Origin of the sequence: Bradyrhizobium campsiandrae (assembly GCF_014529705.1) — a bacterium.
Lineage (GTDB): Bacteria > Pseudomonadota > Alphaproteobacteria > Rhizobiales > Xanthobacteraceae > Bradyrhizobium > Bradyrhizobium campsiandrae.
This window is the reverse complement of the sequence record NZ_JAANIH010000105.1, coordinates 1-21,248: the sequence shown is the minus strand read 5'-3', so window position 1 is coordinate 21,248 and position 21,248 is coordinate 1. Positions and strand designations below refer to the sequence as shown.

Annotated in this window: 19 protein-coding genes and 2 pseudogenes; 14 read left to right on the top strand and 7 right to left on the bottom strand. The window is 65.1% G+C overall.

The features are described 5' to 3' along the window. Window positions 1–128, top strand: a pseudogene (locus G8O24_RS40460) (IS481 family transposase); the annotation flags it as partial. Here the strand turns inward: G8O24_RS40460 and G8O24_RS40455 are convergent. Both G8O24_RS40455 and typA read right to left on the bottom strand, forming a co-directional pair. Then, a complete protein-coding gene (locus tag G8O24_RS40455) occupies window positions 125–1,363 on the bottom strand; it encodes a flavin monoamine oxidase family protein (protein ID WP_188108079.1) in 1,239 nt (412 codons plus the stop codon). The pseudogene G8O24_RS40460 and the gene G8O24_RS40455 sit on opposite strands and share 4 nt — an antisense overlap. A gap of 154 nt (window positions 1,364–1,517) precedes the next feature. Beyond that, a complete protein-coding gene (typA, locus tag G8O24_RS40450; RefSeq protein ID WP_188108078.1) occupies window positions 1,518–3,344 on the bottom strand; it encodes a translational GTPase TypA in 1,827 nt (608 codons plus the stop codon). 2 nt (window positions 3,345–3,346) lie between these two features. Between typA and G8O24_RS40445 the strand changes: the two genes are divergently transcribed. Then, complete coding sequence (locus G8O24_RS40445; RefSeq protein ID WP_188108077.1) at window positions 3,347–3,556, top strand: hypothetical protein; 210 nt, start codon at window positions 3,347–3,349, stop codon at window positions 3,554–3,556. A gap of 83 nt (window positions 3,557–3,639) precedes the next feature. Here G8O24_RS40445 and G8O24_RS40440 read toward each other — a convergent pair whose 3' ends face one another. Beyond that, entirely contained in the window at window positions 3,640–4,410 is a 771-nt protein-coding gene (locus G8O24_RS40440; RefSeq protein WP_188108076.1) for a Crp/Fnr family transcriptional regulator, read from the bottom strand. 185 nt (window positions 4,411–4,595) lie between these two features. Here G8O24_RS40440 and G8O24_RS40435 point away from each other — a divergent pair, with 185 nt between their 5' ends. After that, complete coding sequence (locus G8O24_RS40435; RefSeq protein WP_188108075.1) at window positions 4,596–4,979, top strand: response regulator; 384 nt, start codon at window positions 4,596–4,598, stop codon at window positions 4,977–4,979. 16 nt (window positions 4,980–4,995) lie between these two features. Here G8O24_RS40435 and G8O24_RS40430 read toward each other — a convergent pair whose 3' ends face one another. Continuing rightward, entirely contained in the window at window positions 4,996–6,543 is a 1,548-nt protein-coding gene (locus G8O24_RS40430) for an alkaline phosphatase D family protein (RefSeq protein ID WP_188108074.1), read from the bottom strand. 105 nt (window positions 6,544–6,648) lie between these two features. Next, window positions 6,649–8,094, bottom strand: coding sequence for a TAXI family TRAP transporter solute-binding subunit (locus G8O24_RS40425; protein WP_188108073.1), 1,446 nt, complete (start codon window positions 8,092–8,094; stop codon window positions 6,649–6,651). 151 nt (window positions 8,095–8,245) lie between these two features. Between G8O24_RS40425 and G8O24_RS40420 the strand changes: the two genes are divergently transcribed. Both G8O24_RS40420 and G8O24_RS40415 read left to right on the top strand, forming a co-directional pair. Further along, a complete protein-coding gene (locus G8O24_RS40420; RefSeq protein WP_188108072.1) occupies window positions 8,246–8,548 on the top strand; it encodes a 4a-hydroxytetrahydrobiopterin dehydratase in 303 nt (100 codons plus the stop codon). Window positions 8,549–8,650: 102 nt separating this feature from the next. After that, window positions 8,651–9,028 carry a YkvA family protein gene (locus G8O24_RS40415; protein WP_188108071.1) on the top strand — a complete coding sequence of 126 codons (378 nt, stop codon included), beginning with the start codon at window positions 8,651–8,653 and terminating at the stop codon, window positions 9,026–9,028. 173 nt (window positions 9,029–9,201) lie between these two features. On the opposite strand, the gene G8O24_RS40410 is transcribed toward G8O24_RS40415, so the two are convergent. Further along, entirely contained in the window at window positions 9,202–10,176 is a 975-nt protein-coding gene (locus tag G8O24_RS40410) for an NADPH:quinone oxidoreductase family protein (RefSeq protein ID WP_188108070.1), read from the bottom strand. A 247-nt stretch (window positions 10,177–10,423) separates the two neighbouring features. Here G8O24_RS40410 and G8O24_RS40405 point away from each other — a divergent pair, with 247 nt between their 5' ends. The 8 genes from G8O24_RS40405 (at window position 10,424) to G8O24_RS40370 (ending at window position 19,253) form a co-directional block, all read left to right on the top strand. After that, window positions 10,424–11,263, top strand: a complete 840-nt coding sequence (locus tag G8O24_RS40405) for an SDR family oxidoreductase (protein ID WP_188108069.1) — start codon at window positions 10,424–10,426, stop codon at window positions 11,261–11,263. A gap of 114 nt (window positions 11,264–11,377) precedes the next feature. Continuing rightward, a complete protein-coding gene (locus G8O24_RS40400; protein WP_188108068.1) occupies window positions 11,378–12,028 on the top strand; it encodes an invasion associated locus B family protein in 651 nt (216 codons plus the stop codon). Window positions 12,029–12,244: 216 nt separating this feature from the next. Further along, the gene (rlmN, locus tag G8O24_RS40395; protein WP_188108067.1) at window positions 12,245–13,447 is read left to right on the top strand and encodes a dual-specificity RNA methyltransferase RlmN; all 1,203 of its coding nucleotides are present in this window, start codon (window positions 12,245–12,247) and stop codon (window positions 13,445–13,447) included. 126 nt (window positions 13,448–13,573) lie between these two features. Beyond that, window positions 13,574–14,068: a hypothetical protein gene (locus G8O24_RS40390; protein ID WP_188108066.1), complete on the top strand. Its 495-nt coding sequence runs from the start codon at window positions 13,574–13,576 to the stop codon at window positions 14,066–14,068. Window positions 14,069–14,124: 56 nt separating this feature from the next. Further along, window positions 14,125–14,901, top strand: coding sequence for a phosphatase PAP2 family protein (locus G8O24_RS40385; RefSeq protein ID WP_188108065.1), 777 nt, complete (start codon window positions 14,125–14,127; stop codon window positions 14,899–14,901). A 93-nt stretch (window positions 14,902–14,994) separates the two neighbouring features. Then, window positions 14,995–16,332 carry an argininosuccinate synthase gene (gene argG / locus G8O24_RS40380; protein WP_188108064.1) on the top strand — a complete coding sequence of 446 codons (1,338 nt, stop codon included), beginning with the start codon at window positions 14,995–14,997 and terminating at the stop codon, window positions 16,330–16,332. A gap of 476 nt (window positions 16,333–16,808) precedes the next feature. Then, window positions 16,809–17,447, top strand: a complete 639-nt coding sequence (locus G8O24_RS40375) for a response regulator (protein ID WP_188108063.1) — start codon at window positions 16,809–16,811, stop codon at window positions 17,445–17,447. Between the two features lie 6 nt (window positions 17,448–17,453). Next, window positions 17,454–19,253, top strand: coding sequence for an ATP-binding response regulator (locus G8O24_RS40370; RefSeq protein WP_188108062.1), 1,800 nt, complete (start codon window positions 17,454–17,456; stop codon window positions 19,251–19,253). A gap of 72 nt (window positions 19,254–19,325) precedes the next feature. Here the strand turns inward: G8O24_RS40370 and G8O24_RS45790 are convergent, their stop codons facing one another. After that, complete coding sequence (locus G8O24_RS45790) at window positions 19,326–20,468, bottom strand: OmpA family protein (protein WP_368736647.1); 1,143 nt, start codon at window positions 20,466–20,468, stop codon at window positions 19,326–19,328. A 265-nt stretch (window positions 20,469–20,733) separates the two neighbouring features. Between G8O24_RS45790 and G8O24_RS45445 the strand changes: the two are divergent. Next, window positions 20,734–21,248: pseudogene (locus G8O24_RS45445) on the top strand (hypothetical protein); the annotation flags it as partial.

Below are 21,248 nucleotides of genomic sequence, written 5' to 3'. Positions count from 1 at the left end.
ACTTCGCCAAGCGACTCAAGACCCTCAAAGGCCTCACACCCTACGAATTCATCTGCAGGGCCTGGACAAAAGAGCCAGAACGATTCACCCTCAATCCGCTCCAGCAAATGCCGGGACTAAACATTTAGCGCTTTACCGCCAACACTTCCCTCGCCGCCCGCTCGCCACTATCCCTTGCCCCGTGCGCCGTCGTGAAGAAATTCGGCGACGTCGCCTCACCCGCAAAGAACAACCGTCCATCCACCGGTGCCGCCAGCACGGCGCGATCACCCGCGTGTCCCGGCAGCGCGTGTGAATACGATCCTCGCGCAAACGGATCGCGCCCCCAGCGCGACTCGTAGAGCGGCTTCAGCTTGCGGCGCACGTCGCTGCCGAGGAAGCCTGCGATCTCGTCGATGCTGTGCGCGGCGATGGCGCCTTCGCCGGCGGCTTCGAGCTGACGGGCAAAGCTGCCGCCGAAAAAACCTTCGATGCAGGGCTGGCCGAACGGGCGGATGTGATAGGTGCCCATCTCGGTTTTCATGGTGGCGCCGCGCAGATTTCCCTCTTTCGGGAAGGCCTCGGCGCCGTCGAGCGCAAGCGTCACCTTGTCGTCGATACCGAGCGGCAGGCCGGCCGCGGCATCGACTTTAGCGGGCAGCTGTGGCGAGAACCGGATCGCCTCGTCCGCGATCAGATTGGTCGGCACGGTGACGATCACCTTGTCCGCAGTCAGCGTGCCCTGCGATGTCTCGATGCGGATGTGCTTAGCCGAATGATCGATCAGCGTGACGTTGCAGTTCAACGCCACCGGGCAGGGCGCACCATAGGCCGCGATCAGCGCGCCATAGCCGCGGCGGACGCGCCAGTTGAGCTCGCTGTCCTCATAGGCGTCCCAGTCGAGCGTCGACATGTCCTTGAGTTCGCAGCCGTTGATATAGGTCGAGATCGCGTCGATCATCGCATTCCAGCGATTGCCGGGCTCGAGGCTCCGGCTCGCGGGCTCATCCTTGCCCTTCTGCGCGGCCTGCCACAGCCGCTCGTAGAAAGCGTCCATCGCCCGCATGAAATCGTCCCGCTCGCTTTGCGGAAACGCATTGCCATAGGCGCGCTCGCGCCAGGGCGGCAGGTCCTTGTTGAGCTCGAAACCGAGCGCGCGTGCAATTGGAACGAACGAGTTCTTGTCGGCCGAATGCAGCCAGCCGCAGCCGACGTCGAAGGTCACTTCAGGAGAGGCCTGCACGGTCCAGGCGCGGCCGCCGAGGCGGCCCCGCGCCTCCAGCACGATCGCGGAGAGACCGGAGCCACCAAGCGCGTGCGCGGCGCCGAGGCCGGCGGCACCGGCCCCGATGATGGCGACATCGACGGAGGAGGGGAGGGACATGGGTGGGCTCTAGCACGTTCGCGATACGCGCTAAAGGCACCACAAAGTGAGTTTCGTAGGGTGGGCAAAGGCGCTCTTGCGCCGTGCCCACCATTATCGAGTGGTGGGCACGCTTGCGCTTTGCCCACCCTACGGCACTGCGGTGTGCGGCGGCTTACGCCACCGCTTCCTTGGCCTTTTCCGCGCGCTTGCGCTCGTTCGGGTCGAGGTGCTTCTTGCGCAGGCGGCTCGACTTCGGGGTGACCTCGACGAGCTCGTCGTCCTCGATATAGGCGAGCGCCTTTTCCAGCGTCATGCGGATCGGCGGGGTCAAGCGGACGGCTTCGTCCTTCGACGTGGTGCGGATGTTGGTGAGCTGCTTGCCCTTGAGCACGTTGATCTCGAGATCGTTGTCGCGGGTGTGCTCGCCGACGATCATGCCCTTGTAGACCTTCCAGCCGGGCTCGATCATCATCGGGCCGCGGTCTTCCAGCTTGAACATGGCGTAGGCCACCGCTTCGCCCTGGTCGTTGGAGATCAGGACGCCGTTGCGGCGGCCCTGGATCTCGCCCTTGTACGGGGCGTAGCCGTGGAACAGGCGGTTCATGATCGCGGTGCCGCGGGTGTCGGTGAGCAGTTCGCCCTGATAGCCGATCAGGCCGCGGGGCGGCGCGTAGAACACCAGGCGCTGGCGGTTGCCGCCCGAGGGCTTCATCTCGATCAGCTCGGACTTGCGCTCGCTCATCTTCTGCACGACGACGCCGGAATGCTCCTCGTCGACGTCGATCACGACTTCCTCGATCGGCTCCAACGTGGCGCCGGTGGCTTCGTCCTTCTGGAACACGACGCGCGGGCGCGACACCGAGAGCTCAAAGCCCTCGCGGCGCATGGTCTCGATCAGGATCGCGAGCTGCAATTCGCCGCGGCCCGAGACTTCCATCGCATCCTTGTCGGCGGATTCGACGACGCGCAGCGCGACGTTGCCCTCGGCCTCGCGCAAGAGACGATCGCGGATCATGCGGCTCGTCACCTTGTCGCCTTCGGTGCCGGCGAGCGGGGAGTTGTTGACGATGAACGACATCGACACGGTCGGCGGATCGATCGGCTGCGCCGGCAGCGGCACTTCGACGGTGGGATCGCAGAAGGTGTCGGCGACGGTGCCCTTGGTGAGGCCCGCGATGGCGACGATGTCGCCGGCTTCGGCTTCATCGAGCGGCGTGCGCTCGAGGCCGCGGAACGCCAGGATCTTGGTGATGCGGCCGGTCTCGACCAGCTTGCCGTCGGCATGCAGCACCTTGACCTGCTGGTTCGGCTTCAGCACGCCCGAGGAGATGCGGCCGGTGATGATGCGGCCGAGATAGGGGTTGGCCTCCAGGATGGTGCCGATCATGCGGAACGGACCTTCCTCGACCTTCGGCGGCGCGACGTGACGCAGCACCAGGTCGAACAGCGGCTCCATGCCCTTGTCCTGCGGACCCTCGGGGCTCTCGGCCATCCAGCCCTGCTTGGCCGACCCATACAAAATCGGGAAGTCGAGCTGCTCCTCGCTGGCATCGAGCGCCGCGAACAGGTCGAACACCTCGTTGATGACTTCGGTCGGGCGTGCGTCGGGACGGTCGACCTTGTTGATCACGACGATCGGCTTGAGACCGACCTTGAGCGCCTTGGAGACCACGAATTTGGTCTGCGGCAGCGGACCTTCGGCGGCGTCGACCAGCACCAAGGCGCCGTCCACCATGTTCAGGATGCGCTCGACCTCACCGCCGAAATCGGCGTGGCCGGGGGTGTCGACGATGTTGATGCGGGTGTCCTTCCACTGCACCGAGGCCGCCTTGGCCAGGATGGTGATGCCGCGCTCGCGCTCCAGGTCGTTGGAATCCATGGCGCGATCCGTCACCTTCTGGTTCTCGCGGAACGTGCCGGATTGCTGGAGGAGCTTGTCGACCAGGGTCGTCTTGCCGTGGTCGACGTGGGCGATGATGGCGACGTTACGAAGATTCATGAGTGAGCTTCTTTGCGGTCGGACAATGGGTTAAGCGCGATCTCGCCGGTCAAGCCGGGACCTTCTTCACGGACAACGCTGGAAACGTGGAAAACGGGGCCTGCTACGCCCAAAAAGGAAACCCGGCCATATCGACCGGGTATCCTATGCGTTTGCGCCGCAATATAGGCAAAAAACGCCAAAAAACAATGCGTTCTTTGCGGGTTGGTTGACTGAATTTTGCCCGGGAATTCTCGGGGCTTAGGGGGATCCTGGGGCCAAACCGGCCCTATGTCCGCGAACCCGGCGGTCCCGATCAGCTCGCGCGGCTCTCCGGCTCCTCGGTCGGATAGACCCCGCGCAGCACCTCCTCGAAATGCAGCTTCACGGCATCGTTGCAGAGGCAGGCGCGCAGGCGGAGGCCATCATGGTTGCGGACCAGGATCGAACCGCGCCTGGTGTCGAGCACGCCTTCGGCCTTGAACGATTGCAGCACGCGGCTGGCATAGCTGCGGCCCACGCCGAGCAAGGTGGCGAGCTGCTCATGCGTCAGCGGCACGCTGTGCTCGTCGCCGGTCCGCTCCATCGCGGCGATGATCCATTTGGCCGTGCGCTGCTCGATCGAGTGAATCGCGTTGCAGGCGGTCGGCTGGAAAATCTGCGCCAGCATGCAGTCGGCATAGCGGGCGAAGATGTTGCGCAGCGTCGGCGAGCGCGCTTTCGCGGCGTCAAGCTTGCCGACGTGGATGCGCGCGAACGGGCCGGCGAACTTCACGCAGATGCGGGTATAGGCGGGCAGAAATCCTTCGCTGACGATGCCGCCCACCGCGCCTTCGCGGCCGACCAGAATGGTCTCGACGTCGCGACCGTCTTCATTCGGGACCAGGAAGGTCGCGAGCGCCGGTCCGCAGGGGAAGTGAACGACCTGGACATCGTCGCCGGGACTGTAGAGCAAATGGTTTGCGCCGACCTCGTCGACGGCGACATGTGGTGCGAGCAGCGCATAGTCCGCCGCGCTCAGGCGCCGGAGCAAATTATTGGCAGGCCGACTCTCGACCTCGCTTATCTTGCTGATCCGCGCATCCATTGTGAACTCCCCCATCCTCCTCCCGACCTTAACGGGTTCCGTCCAGGTCCTGTGTGCACATGTGGACAGACGTCAAAACTGTTCTGTGGTGAGTTTCGTTCCGGGAACCCCCCGATGCGCTGGGCGCAGGCGTCGGCCGAGGCTGTCCTGATCGGTGAAACATGCAGCCCTCGATAGCCAGGATTATGATACCTGTTCCCCCGGACAGCACAGCCGACGTTCCTGCAGATGTCCTGATCGTCGAGGACGATCCGATCATCGCGATTGATTTCGAGGATCGTCTGCTCGGCTTTGGCGTGACCAGCGTGCGGACCGTGGGTTCGGTGGCTCAGGCGCTGAACGCGATCACGGCGCGCGCGCCCGACTTCGCGCTGCTCGATGTCGAGCTCATTCGCGAGAAGAGTTTTGCAGTCGCCGAACGGCTGGCCGCGCTCAAGATCCCGTTTGTCTTCGTCACCGGTTACGGCGCCGACGCGCGGATTCCGCCGGAATTCGCCAGCCTGCCACGCTTGCACAAACCCTGCTCGAGCGAAGCGCTCGAAGCTGCGCTGCGCGCCTACGGCTCCTGAAGAGGTTGCGTCCGCGTCAGGCGAGTTTCGGATCGAGCGTTGTCGACCACAGCGCGACATCGGCGCGGTCGCGCAGCGTCACCGTCATCTGGCCCGAGGCGCCGTCGATCTTGACGTGACCGAAGAACTGCATGCCCGCTGACGGCGGCAGATTCTGCTTGTCGAGGCCGGGCGCCTTGATGAAGCGCACGTCGGGACCGAACGTGTTGTCGAGCTCGTTCGGGCCGAACGTGCCGGCGTGCAGCGGACCCGAGACGAATTCCCAGAACGGCTCGAAATCCTGGAATTGCGCCTTGTTCGGATCGTAGTAGTGCGCGGCGGCGTAGTGCACGTCGGCCGTCAGCCACACCGTGTTCCTGATCGGCGCCATCTTGATGAAGCGCAGGATGTCGGCGATCTCGAGCTCGCGACCGCGCGCCGGACCGTCGCCTTGCGCGAACGCTTCCGAGCCCTTCTTGTTGGTGGCGTCGTCATAGACGATCAGGCTGAGCGGCATGTCGGAGGCGATCACCTTCCAGGTCGCGCGCGAATTGAGCAGGCCGCGCTTCAGCCAGGCCATCTGCTCGGGCCCGAGGAAGTAGCTGGCCGGACCGTATTCGGTCTCGAGATTGGCGCCGTTCGGGCCGCGATAGCTGCGCTCGTCGAGCACGAATACGTCGAGATGCGGGCCGTAGGCGATCTTGCGATAGACCCGGCCGGGCTCGACGATGCTCTCGCGCATCGGATACATCTCGTGGAAGGCGCGGCCGGCGCGGGCGGCGAGCAGCGAGATGTCGCGCACCTTGTAGGTCGACGGCAGATCCTTCGACAGCGACCAGTTGTTGGTCACCTCGTGATCGTCCCACTGCACGAAGATTGGCACCTCGGCATTGAAGGCACGGACATTGTCGTCGGTGAAATTGTATTTGTGCGCGGCGCGGTACTCGTCGAGCGTCTCCGCGACCTTGGCCTTCTCGGGGATGGTGAGGTTCTTCCAGATCTTGCCGTCGGCCAGCTTGACCTCGGAAGGGATGACGCCGTCGGCGTAGATGGTGTCGCCCGAATGCAGCAGGAAATCCGGCCGATGCTTGCGCATGGCCTCGAAAGTGAACATGCCGCCGTCGTCAGGGTTGATGCCCCAGCCTTGCCCTGCGACATCGCCGCCCCAGACGAAGCTGACGTCGCGGCGGTCGGCCGGCGCGGTGCGGAAGCGGCCGACAACCGGCTCGCCCTCGATCGCGGTGTGGGAGAGATCGCGGAAGCGCACGCGGTAGAAGATGTCCTGGCCGGCAGGTAGATTCTCCACCAGCATCTTCGCGGTGAAGTCGCTCTCGGGCAGGGCCGCAATCGGCGGCAGCTTGCGGGCATCCTTGAAGCTATCCGTCGTCGCCACCTCGACCAGCATCTGGGCGGGCCGGTCGGTACGGGCCCAGACCACGCCGCCATCGACGGTGACGTCGCCGGACTGCACGCCATGCGTGACCGCCGGCCGGTCAGCCGCGCGCGACAGATGCGGCATCGCGATCGCGCCGAGGGCGCCGGCGCTGGTGGTGAGGAATTTGCGGCGGGAGAATTTGATCTTCATGGCGATGCTCACGATATCGCGCAGCGCCCGCGAGATGGCGGTCGCCGGGAGGAAGTATGACGCTATATTGAGACAATGTGACGCGGCAATAACGCGGGCAGGCGCCTAGGCGTTGCCGGCGGCCCGGAATTGCGCGCCGGTGCGCTGCAGGTTTTGCGGCAGGCTGGACAGCACCGCCTTGCGGTCGGCGACGGCCGCGTGGAACTGGTCGAGTGCGATGTTGAACGCGGTCAGCGCGCCTTGCTCGATCGCGCCGTGATCGTAGCAGCGCAAGGTATCGCGCCGGATCTCGTCCGCCTCGGCCTGCATGTGGTCGAGTTCGTCGGCCGTCTCGCTCTTGCGGGCAGCGGTGAGCATGTCGAGCAGGCGTTCGCGCAAATGGCTGTTGTTGTCGCGCTCGTCCTTCTTCAGGTAGCCTGCAAACCATGCGCCGAGCGAGCCCGTGGCCGAGAGCGCCATCAGGCTCCACCAGATGTAGTCGCTGTATTTGTCGAGGAAGGTCTTCTCTTCGCCGTCGACGAAGGCGGCGGCACCCGGATGCACCGGGATCACCGCGTCCTTGTCGGTATCGGGCGTCTCGATCTTCGCCGCCTGCGGAAAATCGGTCAGCAATTGCTGGCGCACCGCGAAAAGCTGCCGGGTGAAGGCCGCGACCGTGGTCTCGGACAGGCCTTTGCGCGCCACGATGTGATGCGAGAAGCTGATGGTCTTCACCTCGTCCTCGGGCCGATCGGGCGAGCCGCCGTAAGTGCCGGCGGGAATCTCCGAGGATTCATAGACCGGGTGATTCTGCGCGATCGCGTCGGCCGAATCGATCGCGAGGAAGGTCGGCGTGCCGCCATCCTTGGCGGTGGCCGCGATGGCGTCCGCGGTGATCTTGCTGTTGACGGGCCCGGCCGCGAGATAGACGTCGGCCTTCTGTGTCTTGATGGCTTCGGCGACTTCGCTCGCCGGGAATTGCACGATCTCGACCTTGGCGGGATCGACGCCGTATTGCTGCAGGATCACCTTGAGCAGATTGACGTTGGCCGGCGTCCGGCCGACCACGCCGACGCGATGGCCGGCGAGCTGCGCGATCTTGGTGATCTTCGCGCCCTTCCGCTTGCCCTTGCCAGGCACCGACCACAGCACCACGACGTTCTTGCGCAGGGTCGCGACGGCTTGCGCGTTCTTGGGCACGTCGAGATCGCCGCGCACGATGGCAAGATCGGCCTTGCCCTCGGCGAGCAGAGCCGCGCTGGCGGTGGCGCCATCGGTCTGGATCGGGCGCAGCCGCACCGAGCCCTTGCTCTGCGCGAAAGCCTGCGTCAGTGCCTGCACCACCTTGACGTCGTCGCTGTTGGCGGGACCGACCGCGACCTTCAGCGTCACCGGTCGCATTGCAAAGTAATAACCACCGGCAAGCGCACCGATGATGGCGAGCACCAGTGCCAGAGACACGAGTGCCGTCTTCCGCGCCGTTGATCGCGGCGAAGGCGGAGAGGGCGCTTCGGCCAGGTCGGATGCCCCGGTCATCGTTCTCCCAAACAGGCGCTTCAGGCTCAGTTTCATCTTGGCCGGCGATCTACGCCCAGAATTATAGCAAATTTCTTGCCCCTCGGGGTTACATCTCCGTCATGGTTAGCGGATCGGCCCAATCCGGCATGAACCCGAGGCGTAAGCACGGTGTTAGGGTAAAGTTCCCCTGAAACGGAGGTCCATCATGGCAGAACGGCTGACGGCCGAGGCACGCAGGCAGGCGCTGGGGGGTATCCCGGGCTGGACCGACATCCAGGGGCGCGACGCCATCGGGAAGACCTTTGTCTTCAAGGATTTCAACGAGGCCTTCGGCTTCATGACCCGCGCGGCGCTGGTCGCCGAGAAAATGGATCATCACCCCGAATGGCGAAATGTCTACAAGACGGTCGAGGTGATGCTGTCGACCCACGACGCCGGTGGCGTCACCCGGCTGGATATCGAGCTCGCTACCGCGATGAACGCCATCGCCAAGGTGACGTCAAGCTGACGTCAGGCTGACATCTTGCGGGGCGGACGCGCATCCCCATGTTGTGATCAGCACGTGATGCGGCCATGCGGCGCGTCCGGCTGAAACGGGAGACTCTTGAACATGGCTGCCGAACACAGCGTCGGCTTCGAGCCGGCCGATCGGCTCGCGGAAGATCGTGACAGCGTGCGTCGCCGCTTCTGGCGCAAGCTCAAACGCGTCGCCGCGCATCTGCCATTCACTGAGGATCTGCTCGCCGCCTATTACTGCGCCTTCGACCGGCAGACGCCGCGGCATGTCCAGGCCTCGCTGCTCGGTGCGATCGCCTATTTCATCCTGCCCTTCGACTTCATTCCCGACGTGATGCCGGTGCTCGGCTTCACCGACGACGCCGCCATTCTCGCCACCGCCATTCGCATGGTCGCCAGCCACATCACCACGGAGCATCGCGAGGCGGCGCGTGCTGCGTTGAAACGCGGGGTGGATCCGGCGGAAGAGTAGGTAGGCACCGAACGTTCTACATACGCCCGTGTCGTCCCGGCGAAGGCCGGGACCCATACTCCCAGCACTCAATTGTCTTGCTGGAGAGTAACTCCAAGTCTTCGCCAAATCACATTCGGTGGTTATGGGTCCCGGCCTTCGCCGGGACGACACCTCAAGAGCCTCTCACATCCTCACGGATGCAGGATCACCTTGCCCATGGCCTGGCGTCCGGCCAGCACCTTCAGCGCGTCGGCGGTCTGCGCCAGCGGGAAGGTGCGGTCGACATGCGATGAGATCTTGCCTTCCGCGGTCCACTTCACGAGCTTCTCGAGATTGGCGCGGTTCTTGGCGGGGTTGAGGCGGGTCCAGGCGCCCCAGAACACGCCGCGGATGTCGCAGCCCTTCAAGAGCGCGAGGTTCAGCGGCATCTTCGGAATGTCGCCGGCGGCAAAGCCGATCACGAGGAAGCGGCCTTCCCAGGCGATCGAGCGCAGTGCTGCTTCCGCATAAGCGCCACCCACCGGATCGAAGATGATGTCGACGCCCTTGCCGCCGGTGAGCTTGCGCAGGCCTTCCTTCAGATCTTCCTTGGCGTAGTTCAGCGTCAGCTCGGCGCCGTGCGCCCTCGCGAAGGCGAGCTTCTCTTCGGACGACGCGCAGGCGATCACCTTCAGGCCCATCAGCTTGCCGAGCTCGCACGCGGCAAGGCCGGTGCCGCCGGCAGCACCTAACACCGCGAGCGTCTCGCCCGGCTTCGGGCTGGCGCGATCCTCCAGCGCATGCAGCGCGGTGCCGTAGATGATGATGATGCCGGCCGCGCGATCGTAGTCGAGATTGTCGGGGATCTTCACGATCCCCGCCGCCGGCAGCGCGATCTTCTCGCGCGCGCCGTTGTGACCACAGGAGGCGACGACGCGATCGCCGACCTTGAGATCGGTGACGCCAGGCCCGATGCTCTCGATCACGCCTGCGACTTCGGCGGCCGGCGAGAACGGGAATGGCGGCTTGATCTGGTACTTGCCCTGAATCATCAGGAGGTCGAAGAAGTTCAGCGCCGCCGCCTTGATCGCGATCACGGCTTCGCCGGGACCAGCCACCGGATCCGGCACCTCAGTGAGCACGAGATCGTCGGGCTGGCAATATTGCGAGCAGAGGATGGCTTTCATGGCGGCACCTTCTTGAGCAGCACTTGGTTCGCGAGAACACTTGGCGTTTCGATGGAATTATAGTTTGGCCGTTTCTGCCGGATTTGGCGCGGTCCGACAATCCGGATTCTTTGCCCAAAGCGATGCACAGGCCTATCCTTCTCATTGCGAGCGCAGCGAAGCAATCCAGACTATTTCCGCGGGACGGACTCTGGATTGCTTCGCTGCGCTCGCAATGACGGGAGCAAGAACAATAAGGATTCAAACGATGTTTGAAACAGGTCTGCTCAAGAACAAGCGCATCCTCGTCACTGGCGGCGGCTCCGGGCTTGGGGCCGCGATGGGGCGCCGCTTTCTCGCGCTCGGCGCCGAGCTCGTGATCTGCGGCCGCAAGCTCGATCGTCTCGAAGCAACCGCGAGCGAGATGCGCGAAGCGACCGGCGGCAAGGTTACAATCATCACCTGCGATGTCCGCGATGGTGCTGCCGTCGATGCGATGATGGATGCGATCTGGCGCGAGGCGCCGCTCGACATCCTCGTCAACAACGCGGCCGCGACCTTCATCGCACAGAGCGAGCATCTGTCGTTCCGCGCGGCGGACGCGATCCTCGCCCCGACGCTGCACGGCGCGATGTACTGCACGCTCGCCGCCGGCAGGCGCTGGATCGACGGCGGGCACGAGGGCGTGGTGCTGTCGATCCTGTCGACCTCGACCATCACCGGCCGCGCTTTCACGGTTCCCTCGGCGATGGCGAAATCGGCGGTGCTGGCGATGACCAAAAGCCTCGCCGTGGAATGGGGCCCGAAGGGTATCCGCACGGTGGCGATCGCGCCGGGGCCGTTCCCCACAGCAGGCGCGTCGGGGCAGCTTCGACCGGAGGGGCGGGACGAAGGCTGGACCACCCGCAATCCGCTGGGACGCGTCGGCGAACATGGCGAGCTCGCCGACCTCGCCAGCTTCTTGATCTCGGACCGCGCCGGATACATCAATGGCGAGATGGTGGTGATCGACGGCGGCGCGCATTTGCGCAGTTCCGGGGCCGAAGACCTTTTGCGATGGACCGACGCGCAATGGGCGGAACAGCGCGCCGCGCGGGCCAGAAGCTAACCGCGACATCCTGCTAACTGCCTTCCCAAATTGGACTTTCCCGGCTATTGCTGCGCGGGGACAAATCGCGGCCGGGCCATCTTCCAGTCACAATATTGAGGGAACCACTGCTGCATGTGGCGGGCGCTCTTTTTGGCTTTGATGACTGGCGTGGCGGCGTGGGGAATAGGTGGTTCCGCGCGCGCGCAGACGGCGCAACCGGCGCCGAAGGCTGCGGCCAAGCCAGCGGCGGCGGCCAAGACCGAGGCCAAGACAGCAGCCAAGCCTGACAGCAAGCCGGCTGCGGCTCCCGCTCCCGCGGCGGTTGCGGGTGGCGCCGAGCCGACATTGATCGGCCAGTTCGGCACCTGGGGCGCCTATTCGGCCACGCCCAATGGCAAGAAGGTCTGCTTTGCGCTGGCCAAGCCGTCGTCGTCGAAGACCAACCCGCCGAACCGGCCGCGCGATCCCGCCTATGCGTTCGTCTCGACCCGGCCGGCCGAGAAGGTGAACAACGAAGTCTCCGTCATGATCGGCTATGCGCTGAAGCCGGGCTCGGAATCGACGGTCGAGGTTGGCGGTGCCGCGTTTGCGATGTACACGCAGGGCGACGGCCTCTGGATCAAGAATGCGGCCGAGGAGGAGCGGATGGTCGAGGCCATGCGCAAATCCGCCGATCTCGTGGTCAAGGGCACCTCGGCCAAGGGCACGGAAACCACCGACACGTTTTCGCTGAAGGGTCTCGCCCAGGCGCTCGACAAGATCGCCCAGGATTGCCGGCGATAAGCTTGCCGGCGATAAGCTTGTCCTCGTTAAGCCGGCGGTCGATAAGGTCGCAATCGGCGGTTCCGGTTGCTATATAGGGCGGGTTCCAGACTTTTCGCCGTCATGCCCGGGCTTGTCCCGGGCATCCACGTGTTACCGCGACCGAGAAAAGACGTGGATGCCCGGGACAAGCCCGGGCATGACGAGTTTAGACAGCAGTGATTCTAGGTCCATTCAATGCAACCGACGACCGAGCCGCGCGACGCCATCCTGGTGGAGAAGACTCCGCTCGAAACCTATGTGCCGCCGGCAAAACCGTCGCTGATTGGTCTGTCGCGCGCCGAGCTCGCCGATCGCCTCGGCGAGATCGGCGTTCAGCCTGCGCAGCGCAAGATGCGCGTGCAGCAGCTCTGGCACTGGCTGTATTTCCGCGGCGCCGAGAGCTTCGACGACATGACCTCGATCTCGAAGGGCATTCGCGCCGATCTTGCGCAGCACTTCACGGTCGACCGGCCGGAAGTCGTGGCCGAGCAGATCTCCAACGACGGCACCCGCAAATGGCTGCTGCGCCTGCCGAGCGGCGACAATGTGCAGAAGGCGCATGAAGTCGAGTGCGTCTACATTCCCGAGACCGATCGCGGCACGCTCTGCGTCTCCTCGCAGGTCGGCTGCACGCTGAACTGCTCGTTCTGCCACACCGGCACGCAGCGCCTGGTGCGCAACCTCACCGCCGGCGAGATCGTCGGCCAGATCATGGTCGCGCGCGATCGCCTCAACGATTGGGCCGATCGCGAGGACGGCACCCGCCGCGTCACCAACATCGTGATGATGGGCATGGGCGAGCCGCTCTACAATTTCGACGCGGTGCGCGATGCGCTGTTGATCGTCGGCGACAATGAGGGCATCGGCATCTCCCGTCGCCGCATCACGCTGTCGACCTCCGGCGTGGTGCCGAACATCGTTCGCGCCGGCGAAGAGATCGGCGTGATGCTGGCGATTTCGCTGCATGCGGTGCGCGACGAGCTGCGCAACGAGCTGGTGCCGCTCAACCGCAAATATCCGATCAAGGAATTGCTGCAGGCCTGCCGCGACTATCCCGGCGCCTCGAACGCGCGCCGCATCACCTTCGAATATGTGATGCTCAAGGGCGTCAACGATTCACTCGACGACGCGAAGCTGCTGGTGAAGCTGCTCAAGGGCATTCACGCCAAGATCAACCTGATCCCGTTCAATCCCTGGCCCGGCACCGCCTATGAATGCTCGGACTGGGACCAGATCGAGAAGTTCTCGGAATACATCTTCAACGCCGGTTATTCCTCGCCGGTGCGCACCCCGCGCGGCCGCGACATCCTCGCCGCCTGCGGCCAGCTCAAGTCGGAGACGGAAAAGCTGTCGGCGCGCGAGCGGCAGGCGCTGCGCGCCATGGCGATGACGGATTGAGCTGATGTGCGCACTCTCGCTCCTTCGTCATTGCGAGCGTAGCGAAGCAATCCAGACTGTCACTGCGGAAACAGTCTGGATTGCTTCGTCGCAAGTGCTCCTCGCAATGACGGTCGGGGCGACACCATGTCCCTGATCGGCCGCCTCATCGTCATCTTCCTCGGCTTTCTCGCCGCCTGTTTCGTCGGCGGCATGATCGTCGTCGGCGCGCTGCTGTTCCCGGAATTTTCCGATCTCGGCGCGGGGCCGGTCGATCAGGGCACGATCGACATCCTGCTCGGCTTCGGCTTCATTTTCGTCTCGGGCTTTGCATTGGTGCCGGCGGCGGTGATCGTCGCGATCACCGAAGCGCTCTACATCCGCAGCGTGTTGGCTTACGCGCTTGGCGGCGGCCTCGTCGGGCTCGCCTGTTATCTCGGTCTCGTCCCGTTCAATCCCGATACATTTCAGTTCGAAGGCATCGTGCGGCGGCATCTTGAGATCATGACCGGCGCGGGCATCGTCGCCGGTGTCGTCTACTGGCTGATCGCCGGCCGCAATGCCGGCGCCTGGCGCATCCCGCCGGCCCCGCGCCGACCGCCTCCGCCACTGCCGTCGAATTCAAGGCCGGACGCTCGCTAGATTGTGCTGTGATTCCAGGGTTTTCATCGCCGTCCGACTCCGCTAAACCGCGCGCCATGAACCGGACTGGACTCTTCATCGCCCTGGCGCTGTGGCTCGTGATCGGCGTCGTTTTCGGCCTCTATCCCGAGCTCGATCTCAAGCTCGCCGCGCTGTTCTTCGATCCCCAAACCAAGACCTTTCCGCTCAAGCTGAACGGCTGGGCCGGTATCGCGCGTGATGCTGCGATGTGGGTGTCCTGGGCCTTCGTGCTGCCCTCGCTGGTTGCGCTGGTTGTGAAGATGATCAGGCCCGACCGTCCGCTGATGGTGTCGGGGCGCGCGATCGTGTTCCTGCTGGTCACGATCATCCTGTCGGCCGGCATTCTCACCAACCTCACCTTCAAGACCTATTGGGGCCGGCCGCGGCCGGTGGTGGTGACGCAGTTCGCCGGCGATCAGCGGTTCGTGCCGTGGTGGGATCCGCGCGGCGGCTGCGCGCGCAATTGCTCGTTCTTCTCGGGCGAGGGCGCGACCGCGTTCTGGACGCTGGCGCCGGCCGCGCTGGCGCCGCCGGCGTGGCGGCCGCTCGCCTATGCCGGCGCGGTGGTGTTCGGTGCCGCCACGTCAGGGCTCCGCATGGCCTTCGGCGGGCATTTCTTTACCGATGTCTCGATCGCCGGCCTCGTCACCTTCGTCGTGATCTGGTTCGCCTACGCGATGATCTACCGCTGGCCGCAGACCCGGTTTTCGGACGAGGCGGTCGACGCGGCCCTGACCCGGCTGAACATGCCCGCCTACCGGCTCCGCCAGCGCCTGTTCGGCCGCAAGGCGGGCCCCGCGCCGTCGATTTGAGCCATTAAATGCGTGCCGAGCCCTGCGAAATTTGATATTCGCGCGGTCAAACCACGCCCCTTATCAGCCCCTTGAGACCCGATTGGAAGCGCCATGACCACGATCCTGAAAAGCCTGCCCAAGGGTGAGAAAGTCGGCATCGCTTTTTCGGGCGGCCTCGACACCTCGGCGGCGCTGCTCTGGATGAAGCAGAAGGGCGCGCGTTGCTACGCCTATACCGCCAATCTCGGCCAGCCGGACGAAGCCGATTACAATGAGATCCCGCGCAAGGCCGAGGCGTTCGGCGCCGAGAAGGCCGTGCTGGTCGATTGCCGCACGCAGCTCGTGCACGAAGGCATCGCCGCGATCCAATCCGGCGCCTTCCACATCTCGACCGGCGGCATCACCTATTTTAACACCACCCCGCTCGGCCGCGCCGTGACAGGCACGATGCTGGTCGCGGCGATGAAGGAAGACGGCGTCAACATCTGGGGCGACGGCTCGACCTTCAAGGGCAACGACATCGAGCGCTTCTATCGCTACGGCCTGCTGACCAATCCCAGCTTGCGCATCTACAAGCCCTGGCTCGACCAGCAGTTCATCGACGAGCTCGGCGGCCGCGCCGAGATGTCCGCGTTCATGACCGCGCAGGGTTTTGCCTACAAGATGAGCGCCGAGAAGGCGTACTCGACCGACAGCAATCTGCTCGGCGCCACGCACGAAGCGAAGGATCTCGAAAGCCTCGACAGCGGCATCAAGATCGTCAACCCGATCATGGGCGTGCCGTTCTGGCGCGAGGACTGCGTCGTCAAGGCCGAGACCGTCGTGGTGCGCTTCGAGGAAGGCCAGCCCGTCGCGCTGAACGGCAAGACCTTCGCCGATCCCGTCGCGCTGTTCCTCGAAGCCAACGCCATCGGCGGCCGCCACGGCCTCGGCATGAGCGACCAGATCGAGAACCGCATCATCGAAGCCAAGAGCCGCGGCATCTACGAGGCGCCGGGCATGGCGCTCTTGCACATCGCTTATGAGCGTCTCGTCACCGGCATCCACAACGAGGACACCATCGAGCAGTACCGCATCAGCGGCATGCGCCTCGGACGTCTGCTCTATCAGGGCCGCTGGTTCGACCCGCAAGCCCTGATGCTGCGCGAGACCGCGCAGCGTTATGTCGCGAGCGCCGTCACCGGCGAGGTCACGCTGGAGCTCCGCCGCGGCAACGACTATTCGATTCTCAACACCGAAAGTCCGAACCTCACCTATGCGCCTGAACGACTGAGCATGGAGAAGGTCGAGGACGCCGCCTTCACGCCGGCCGACCGCATCGGCCAGCTCACCATGCGCAATCTCGACATCGCGGATACGCGCACCAAGCTCGGCCTCTATTCGAAGAGCGGTTTGTTGTCGGGCAGCGAAGGCTCGCAGATCTTCCGGCTCGAGAGCGACAAGGGCTGATCGCGGCGAATGGTTGCGCCCGCGACGCAGCCGATCGATCTGAGCGGTTGACCGTTCCATGAAGGGGGTCGTCGAGAGGCGATCCCTTTTGACGTTGTCGCCGTGCTCGTGGTTTTCATCTCCTCATCAACAGGGATCAACGGGCCTAGGACTTCGCGCTGGGAGTCCTAGGACCTCGGACATTGACCGGTTCGACCGCGCGCGGGGACGCCCCTCGCCGTTATCTTGGAGCCGGCGGCGCTTGGGACGACGTCGACGCCGTGCTAAGAAGCAGGAGCCAGCCGGCGACCTTCATCGGGAACAACCGGCAACATAATCCCATCTCGAATTATTCATTTTGAATTCCCGATGGTCTGGATCCTAATCAGTTGATTGGTGCGACACGTCACGGTCGATGAACATCAAATCCTAGTCTGGTTCTAAGACCGCGCGAGTTCGCGCATGATCGTTTTGACAGACATGCGGTTGATGCGGTGGTGAAATTTCTGATTGTCGATGATCACTCGATCCTGCGCGCCGGCATCAGCGTCCTGCTGAAGCAGGAAAATCCCGATACGGTGATCTTCGAAGCGAGCGACGGGACGCAGGCGCTGGCGCTGGCCGACGCGCATCCCGATCTCGATGCCGTTCTGCTCGATCTGCAGATGCCAGGGGGCGATGGGCAATCCGTGCTGGAGGAGTTCGGGCGTCGGTTCCCGGGATTGCCGGTCGTCATTCTCACCTCGACGGAGGATCCGGAGGAAGTCCGGCGGGCGCTGAGCGGGGGTGCACTGGGCTATGTGCCGAAATCTGCGAGCTCCGCAACGCTCATCGGTGCCCTGAAGCTGGTCTTGCAGGGCGACGTCTATGTTCCGCCTCTGATGCTCAACGAACGGCCGAGCGCGCCTCCCGCGGTTCCCTCGGCTGAAACCCTGCCGCGGCTGACCCAGCGGCAGTCCGAAGTGTTGCGCCTGGTCCAGCGCGGCATTTCGAACAAGCTGATTGCACGAGAGCTTGGCCTGTCGGAAAAAACCGTCAAGGTTCATATCACGTCGATCCTGAAAGCATTGAACGTCACAAATCGCACGGCGGCGATCGGCGCGGTGCAGGAGCTGTTGCGAAGCAGAGAAAAATAGCAGCGAATGGGAAAGCCGAAGCTTGACCATGGCGAGTCGTATCTCGCGGCGTCGCCGGGCGGCGCCCGCGCCGGCAAGGTGTTCGCAACGCAGATCGACACGCTCTACAGGACGTCGATGCCTGGCGTGCTCGGTGCCCTGGCCGCCGCGTTGATTCTCGTCGGAGCCTTTATCGCGCTCGGAGGGTTGCGACCGCTGCTCGGAATTGTCTGGGGGGCGCTGCTCGGCATCTGCGTGTTCCTCCATTTCTCGTTTCGCATCGCCTATGACCGAATGCCGGCCCGCTGCAGCGCACGGACATGGGGACGATTGTTCACCCTTGCCTCGCTGCTCGACGGCCTGTGGTGGGGCGGTGCCACCATGGTCCTGCCTGCGGCCGACCAGTTCGAGCAACAGACGCTGGTCATCGCGGTCGCGCTCGTCGTCGCGGCAGGCGCGGTGCCTGCGTTCGCCAGCCATTTTCCGGCCCTGCTGGCGATCTTCCTGCCGATTTCCTTGATGTCTGCGGTCTGGCAGGCGACGCAGCCGGGTATCCTTCATCAATCGATCGTGCTGCTGATCGGCGTCTTCATCGTGACGATTTTCACTTTGGGCCGGCGAACGCATGCCAATCTCGTCGAAATGATTAGCCTGCGATATGAGCGCGAATCCCTCGTCGACGATCTGCGCCGCCAGATCGCGCTGGCCGAGCAGGCCAACATGGCGAAGTCGCGCTTCCTGGCATCCGCCAGCCACGATTTGCGGCAGCCCGTCCATGCCCTCGGCATGTTCGTCGGCTCGCTCGCGCGCCATCCGATGTCCGCCGAAGCGAAGGGCCTCGTCGACCATATCGAGGGCTCGACGCACGCGATGGAGACGCTGCTGAACTCGATGCTCGATATTTCGCGCCTGGATGCGGGCGTCGTCGAACCGCGACGGCAGATCTTTCCGCTCGGTCCGATGCTCGAGCGGATCGGCGCCGAATGGGAGGCGGATGCCGAGAACAAGGGCATCGAGCTGCGGGTCTGCCCGACCCGCGCCTTCGTGACATCGGACCCCGTCCTGCTGGAGCGCATTCTGCGCAACCTGATCTCGAACGCCATTCGATATACCAATCATGGTGCGGTTCTCGTTGGCTGCCGCCGCCGCGGCGAGACGGTCAGGATCGAAGTCTGGGATACGGGACCCGGCATCGCCCCTGCCAACCAGCAGAAAGTTTTCGAGGAGTTCTACCAGGTCGGCAATCCGGAACGTGACCGCAGCCAGGGATTGGGTCTGGGCCTGTCCATCGTCAGGCGCCTCTCCGACCTGCTCGGTCATCCGATCGAACTGGTCTCGGCGCCGGAGAGGGGATCGATGTTTCGGCTGGTCGTGCAAGCCGCGAGAGCCGCGGTCGAGCCGGCCCCCGCGGCCCCCATTCAGGAGATCGGCGTCAACACGCTTCGAGGAACGGTGATCGCGGTCGTCGACGACGACCTCGCCGTGCTCGAGGGCATGCGAACGATGCTGTCGGGTTGGGAAGCCAAGGTCGTCGCGGCGACGTCCGGCAATGAGCTTCTGGAACAACTCGGCCGTGCCCCGGTGCGTCCTGCCATCGTGCTTTGCGACTACCGCTTGCGGGCCGGCGAGGACGGAACGGAAGTCATCACGCGCCTGCAGGAGATGCTGGGTGAGCGGATCCCGGCGATCCTGATCACCGGAGATACGGCCACCGATCGCGTCCGCCTCGCCTACAACAGCGGCTTCCACGTCCTGCACAAGCCGATCGCGCCGGGCAAGCTGCGCGCTCTGATCGGAAATCTCCTGATATCCTCGACCGGCACATGAGCGCCGTGTCGGCATTCAAAACGAAAATGGCCGGGATCGCTCCCGGCCATTTTGCATCTTGTGCGTCGCGCCTCAGCGCGGCGGCGGTGCGGCGTTGGCCTGGCCACCGTTGAGCAGCGGCGTGATGCGGCGGACGGTGACGCGCCGGTTGATCCGGCTCGGGCCGTCGGTCTGCTCCTTCAGGTACTGCTTGCCGTAGCCCTGCGAGGTCAGGTTCTCGGCGGGCACGCCGAACTGCTGGGTCAGCAGTTCGGCCGCGGCCTGCGCGCGGCGATCCGACAGCGACAGATTGTCGACGTCGTTGCCGACCGCATCGGTGTGGCCCTCGATCAGGAACACTTCCTGCGGGTTGGCCTGGATCGCCTGGTTGATGCCGTCTGCGATCACCTGGAGCCGCGCCGCCTGGTCGGGCGGAATGGTCCACGATCCCGTCTCGAAGTTGATCGTGTTGACGTCGACGCTCGGCATCGCCATGCGGACGTTCGGCGAGTAGCGGATCTCGTCGAGCGAGTAGCGCCGCTCGATCCGCTGCACCGGCGGCGCCCGCATCGTCTCGTAGATCACGTCCGGCGAGGCTTCCTGGGCGTCGACGATATAGCGATCATAGGGGATGCTCACGACCGGCGGCGGCACATCGACATAGAAGCCGCCGACCGCGCGCGGATCGCGGTAGCTGTTGTCGATGATGATGATCTCGCGTCCGCTCGGGTCCCTGCGGATGCGGCGCAGCAGCGACCCGTCGGGACCGACCACGGTGATCACCTGGCTGCCGTCGGGGCGGAACACGACGGTGCGGGTTTCGCCGCCGACGGTCTCGGTGCGGATGTCGCGGGCGCCGTAGCGGAAGCGATAGAGATCGTTGCCGCGGACATATTCCTGACCACTGGGGTCGCGGATGATGATGCGGTCCGGCTCGGTGTAGATGGTGCGGCCGTCTTCGACGACCTCCTGCCGCTGATTGCGGTAGTCGGCGATGGTGGCGCCGATCACGGCACCGGCCACGATGCCCGCACCGAATGCCAGCGGCGTCAGGTCACGCTGCGGCGGACGCGGCGGAGGCGGCAGCGGTGCTGCGACCGTCGGCGCGGCGCGGAACGCCGGCGCGACCGTCGGCGGCGCGTACTGCGCCTTGTTGGGCGGCGGTGCTGCGGCCGGCGTAGCCGGGACCACCGTCGGTGCCGCAACGCCGGGCGGTGGTGCCGGAGGACGCGGCACGGCACCAGCCTGAGGTGCCGCAGGCACGGTCCCGGCGGCGGGCGGCGTTGCACCCTGACGTCCGGGAGGCGACGTCACCGCGCCGCCAGGCGTCGGCGTTGCCGTCGGAGCGGGTGTTGCGCCGGGAGCCGGTGCTCCCGCGGCGGGCGGAGCACCGGGGCGACCTGGCGTCGTGCCCGGCGCGGGCGTTGCGGTCGGAGCTGGTGTTGCGCCTGGAGCCGGTGTTCCTGCAGCGGGCGGAGCACCGGGGCGACCCGGCGGGGTGGTGCCCGGCGCGGGCGTCGCCGTCGGAGCAGGTGTTGCGCCTGGAGCCGGTGCGCCTGCGGTCGGCGGAGCGCCGGGACGGCCCGGCGGCGTGGTGCCAGGCGCCGGCGTTGCCGTCGGGGCTGGCGTTGCCATCGGTGCTGGCCGAGTCGCGGAAGGCGGTGTGACCGGCGGAGGCGGAGGCGTCGGCGTGGCCGTCGGACGCGCGGGTGCTGGGGGCGGCGGCGGCGGTGTTGGCGCATGCTGCTGCGGAGCCGGGGGTGGCGGCGGCGGTGTCGGCGCATGCTGCTGCGGAGCCGAAGGAGGAGGCGGCGGTGTCGGTGCGTGCTGCTGCGGTGCGATTGCAGCAGGCGGCCGCGACAACGGGACGCCCGGCCTTCGCCCGCATTATCGCGCGAACTATTACGGCTCTTTCGTGCTCGACCCCCCTGGCCCCAACATCGAGGCGGGCTGCCACGCTCCGGACAACACACGCACGACGGGGCACATCGGCGACTGCGAAGCGCTGTCGTGCAC

Bases quoted from the DNA above. Each gene is read 5' to 3' on its own strand.
- G8O24_RS40415 (WP_188108071.1), top strand. From the start codon at position 8,651: ATGGCTGCCGAACACAGCGTCGGCTTCGAGCCGGCCGATCGGCTCGCG.
- G8O24_RS40455 (WP_188108079.1), bottom strand. From the start codon at position 1,363: ATGTCCCTCCCCTCCTCCGTCGATGTCGCCATCATCGGGGCCGGTGCC.
- G8O24_RS40430 (WP_188108074.1), bottom strand. From the start codon at position 6,543: ATGAAGATCAAATTCTCCCGCCGCAAATTCCTCACCACCAGCGCCGGC.
- G8O24_RS40390 (WP_188108066.1), top strand. From the start codon at position 13,574: ATGTCCCTGATCGGCCGCCTCATCGTCATCTTCCTCGGCTTTCTCGCC.
- G8O24_RS40385 (WP_188108065.1), top strand. From the start codon at position 14,125: ATGAACCGGACTGGACTCTTCATCGCCCTGGCGCTGTGGCTCGTGATC.
- G8O24_RS40410 (WP_188108070.1), bottom strand. From the start codon at position 10,176: ATGAAAGCCATCCTCTGCTCGCAATATTGCCAGCCCGACGATCTCGTG.
- rlmN (WP_188108067.1), top strand. From the start codon at position 12,245: ATGCAACCGACGACCGAGCCGCGCGACGCCATCCTGGTGGAGAAGACT.
- G8O24_RS40440 (WP_188108076.1), bottom strand. From the start codon at position 4,410: ATGGATGCGCGGATCAGCAAGATAAGCGAGGTCGAGAGTCGGCCTGCC.
- G8O24_RS40370 (WP_188108062.1), top strand. From the start codon at position 17,454: ATGGGAAAGCCGAAGCTTGACCATGGCGAGTCGTATCTCGCGGCGTCG.
- typA (WP_188108078.1), bottom strand. From the start codon at position 3,344: ATGAATCTTCGTAACGTCGCCATCATCGCCCACGTCGACCACGGCAAG.
- G8O24_RS40405 (WP_188108069.1), top strand. From the start codon at position 10,424: ATGTTTGAAACAGGTCTGCTCAAGAACAAGCGCATCCTCGTCACTGGC.
- G8O24_RS40400 (WP_188108068.1), top strand. From the start codon at position 11,378: ATGTGGCGGGCGCTCTTTTTGGCTTTGATGACTGGCGTGGCGGCGTGG.
- argG (WP_188108064.1), top strand. From the start codon at position 14,995: ATGACCACGATCCTGAAAAGCCTGCCCAAGGGTGAGAAAGTCGGCATC.
- G8O24_RS40435 (WP_188108075.1), top strand. From the start codon at position 4,596: ATGATACCTGTTCCCCCGGACAGCACAGCCGACGTTCCTGCAGATGTC.
- G8O24_RS40420 (WP_188108072.1), top strand. From the start codon at position 8,246: ATGGCAGAACGGCTGACGGCCGAGGCACGCAGGCAGGCGCTGGGGGGT.
- G8O24_RS40425 (WP_188108073.1), bottom strand. From the start codon at position 8,094: ATGAAACTGAGCCTGAAGCGCCTGTTTGGGAGAACGATGACCGGGGCA.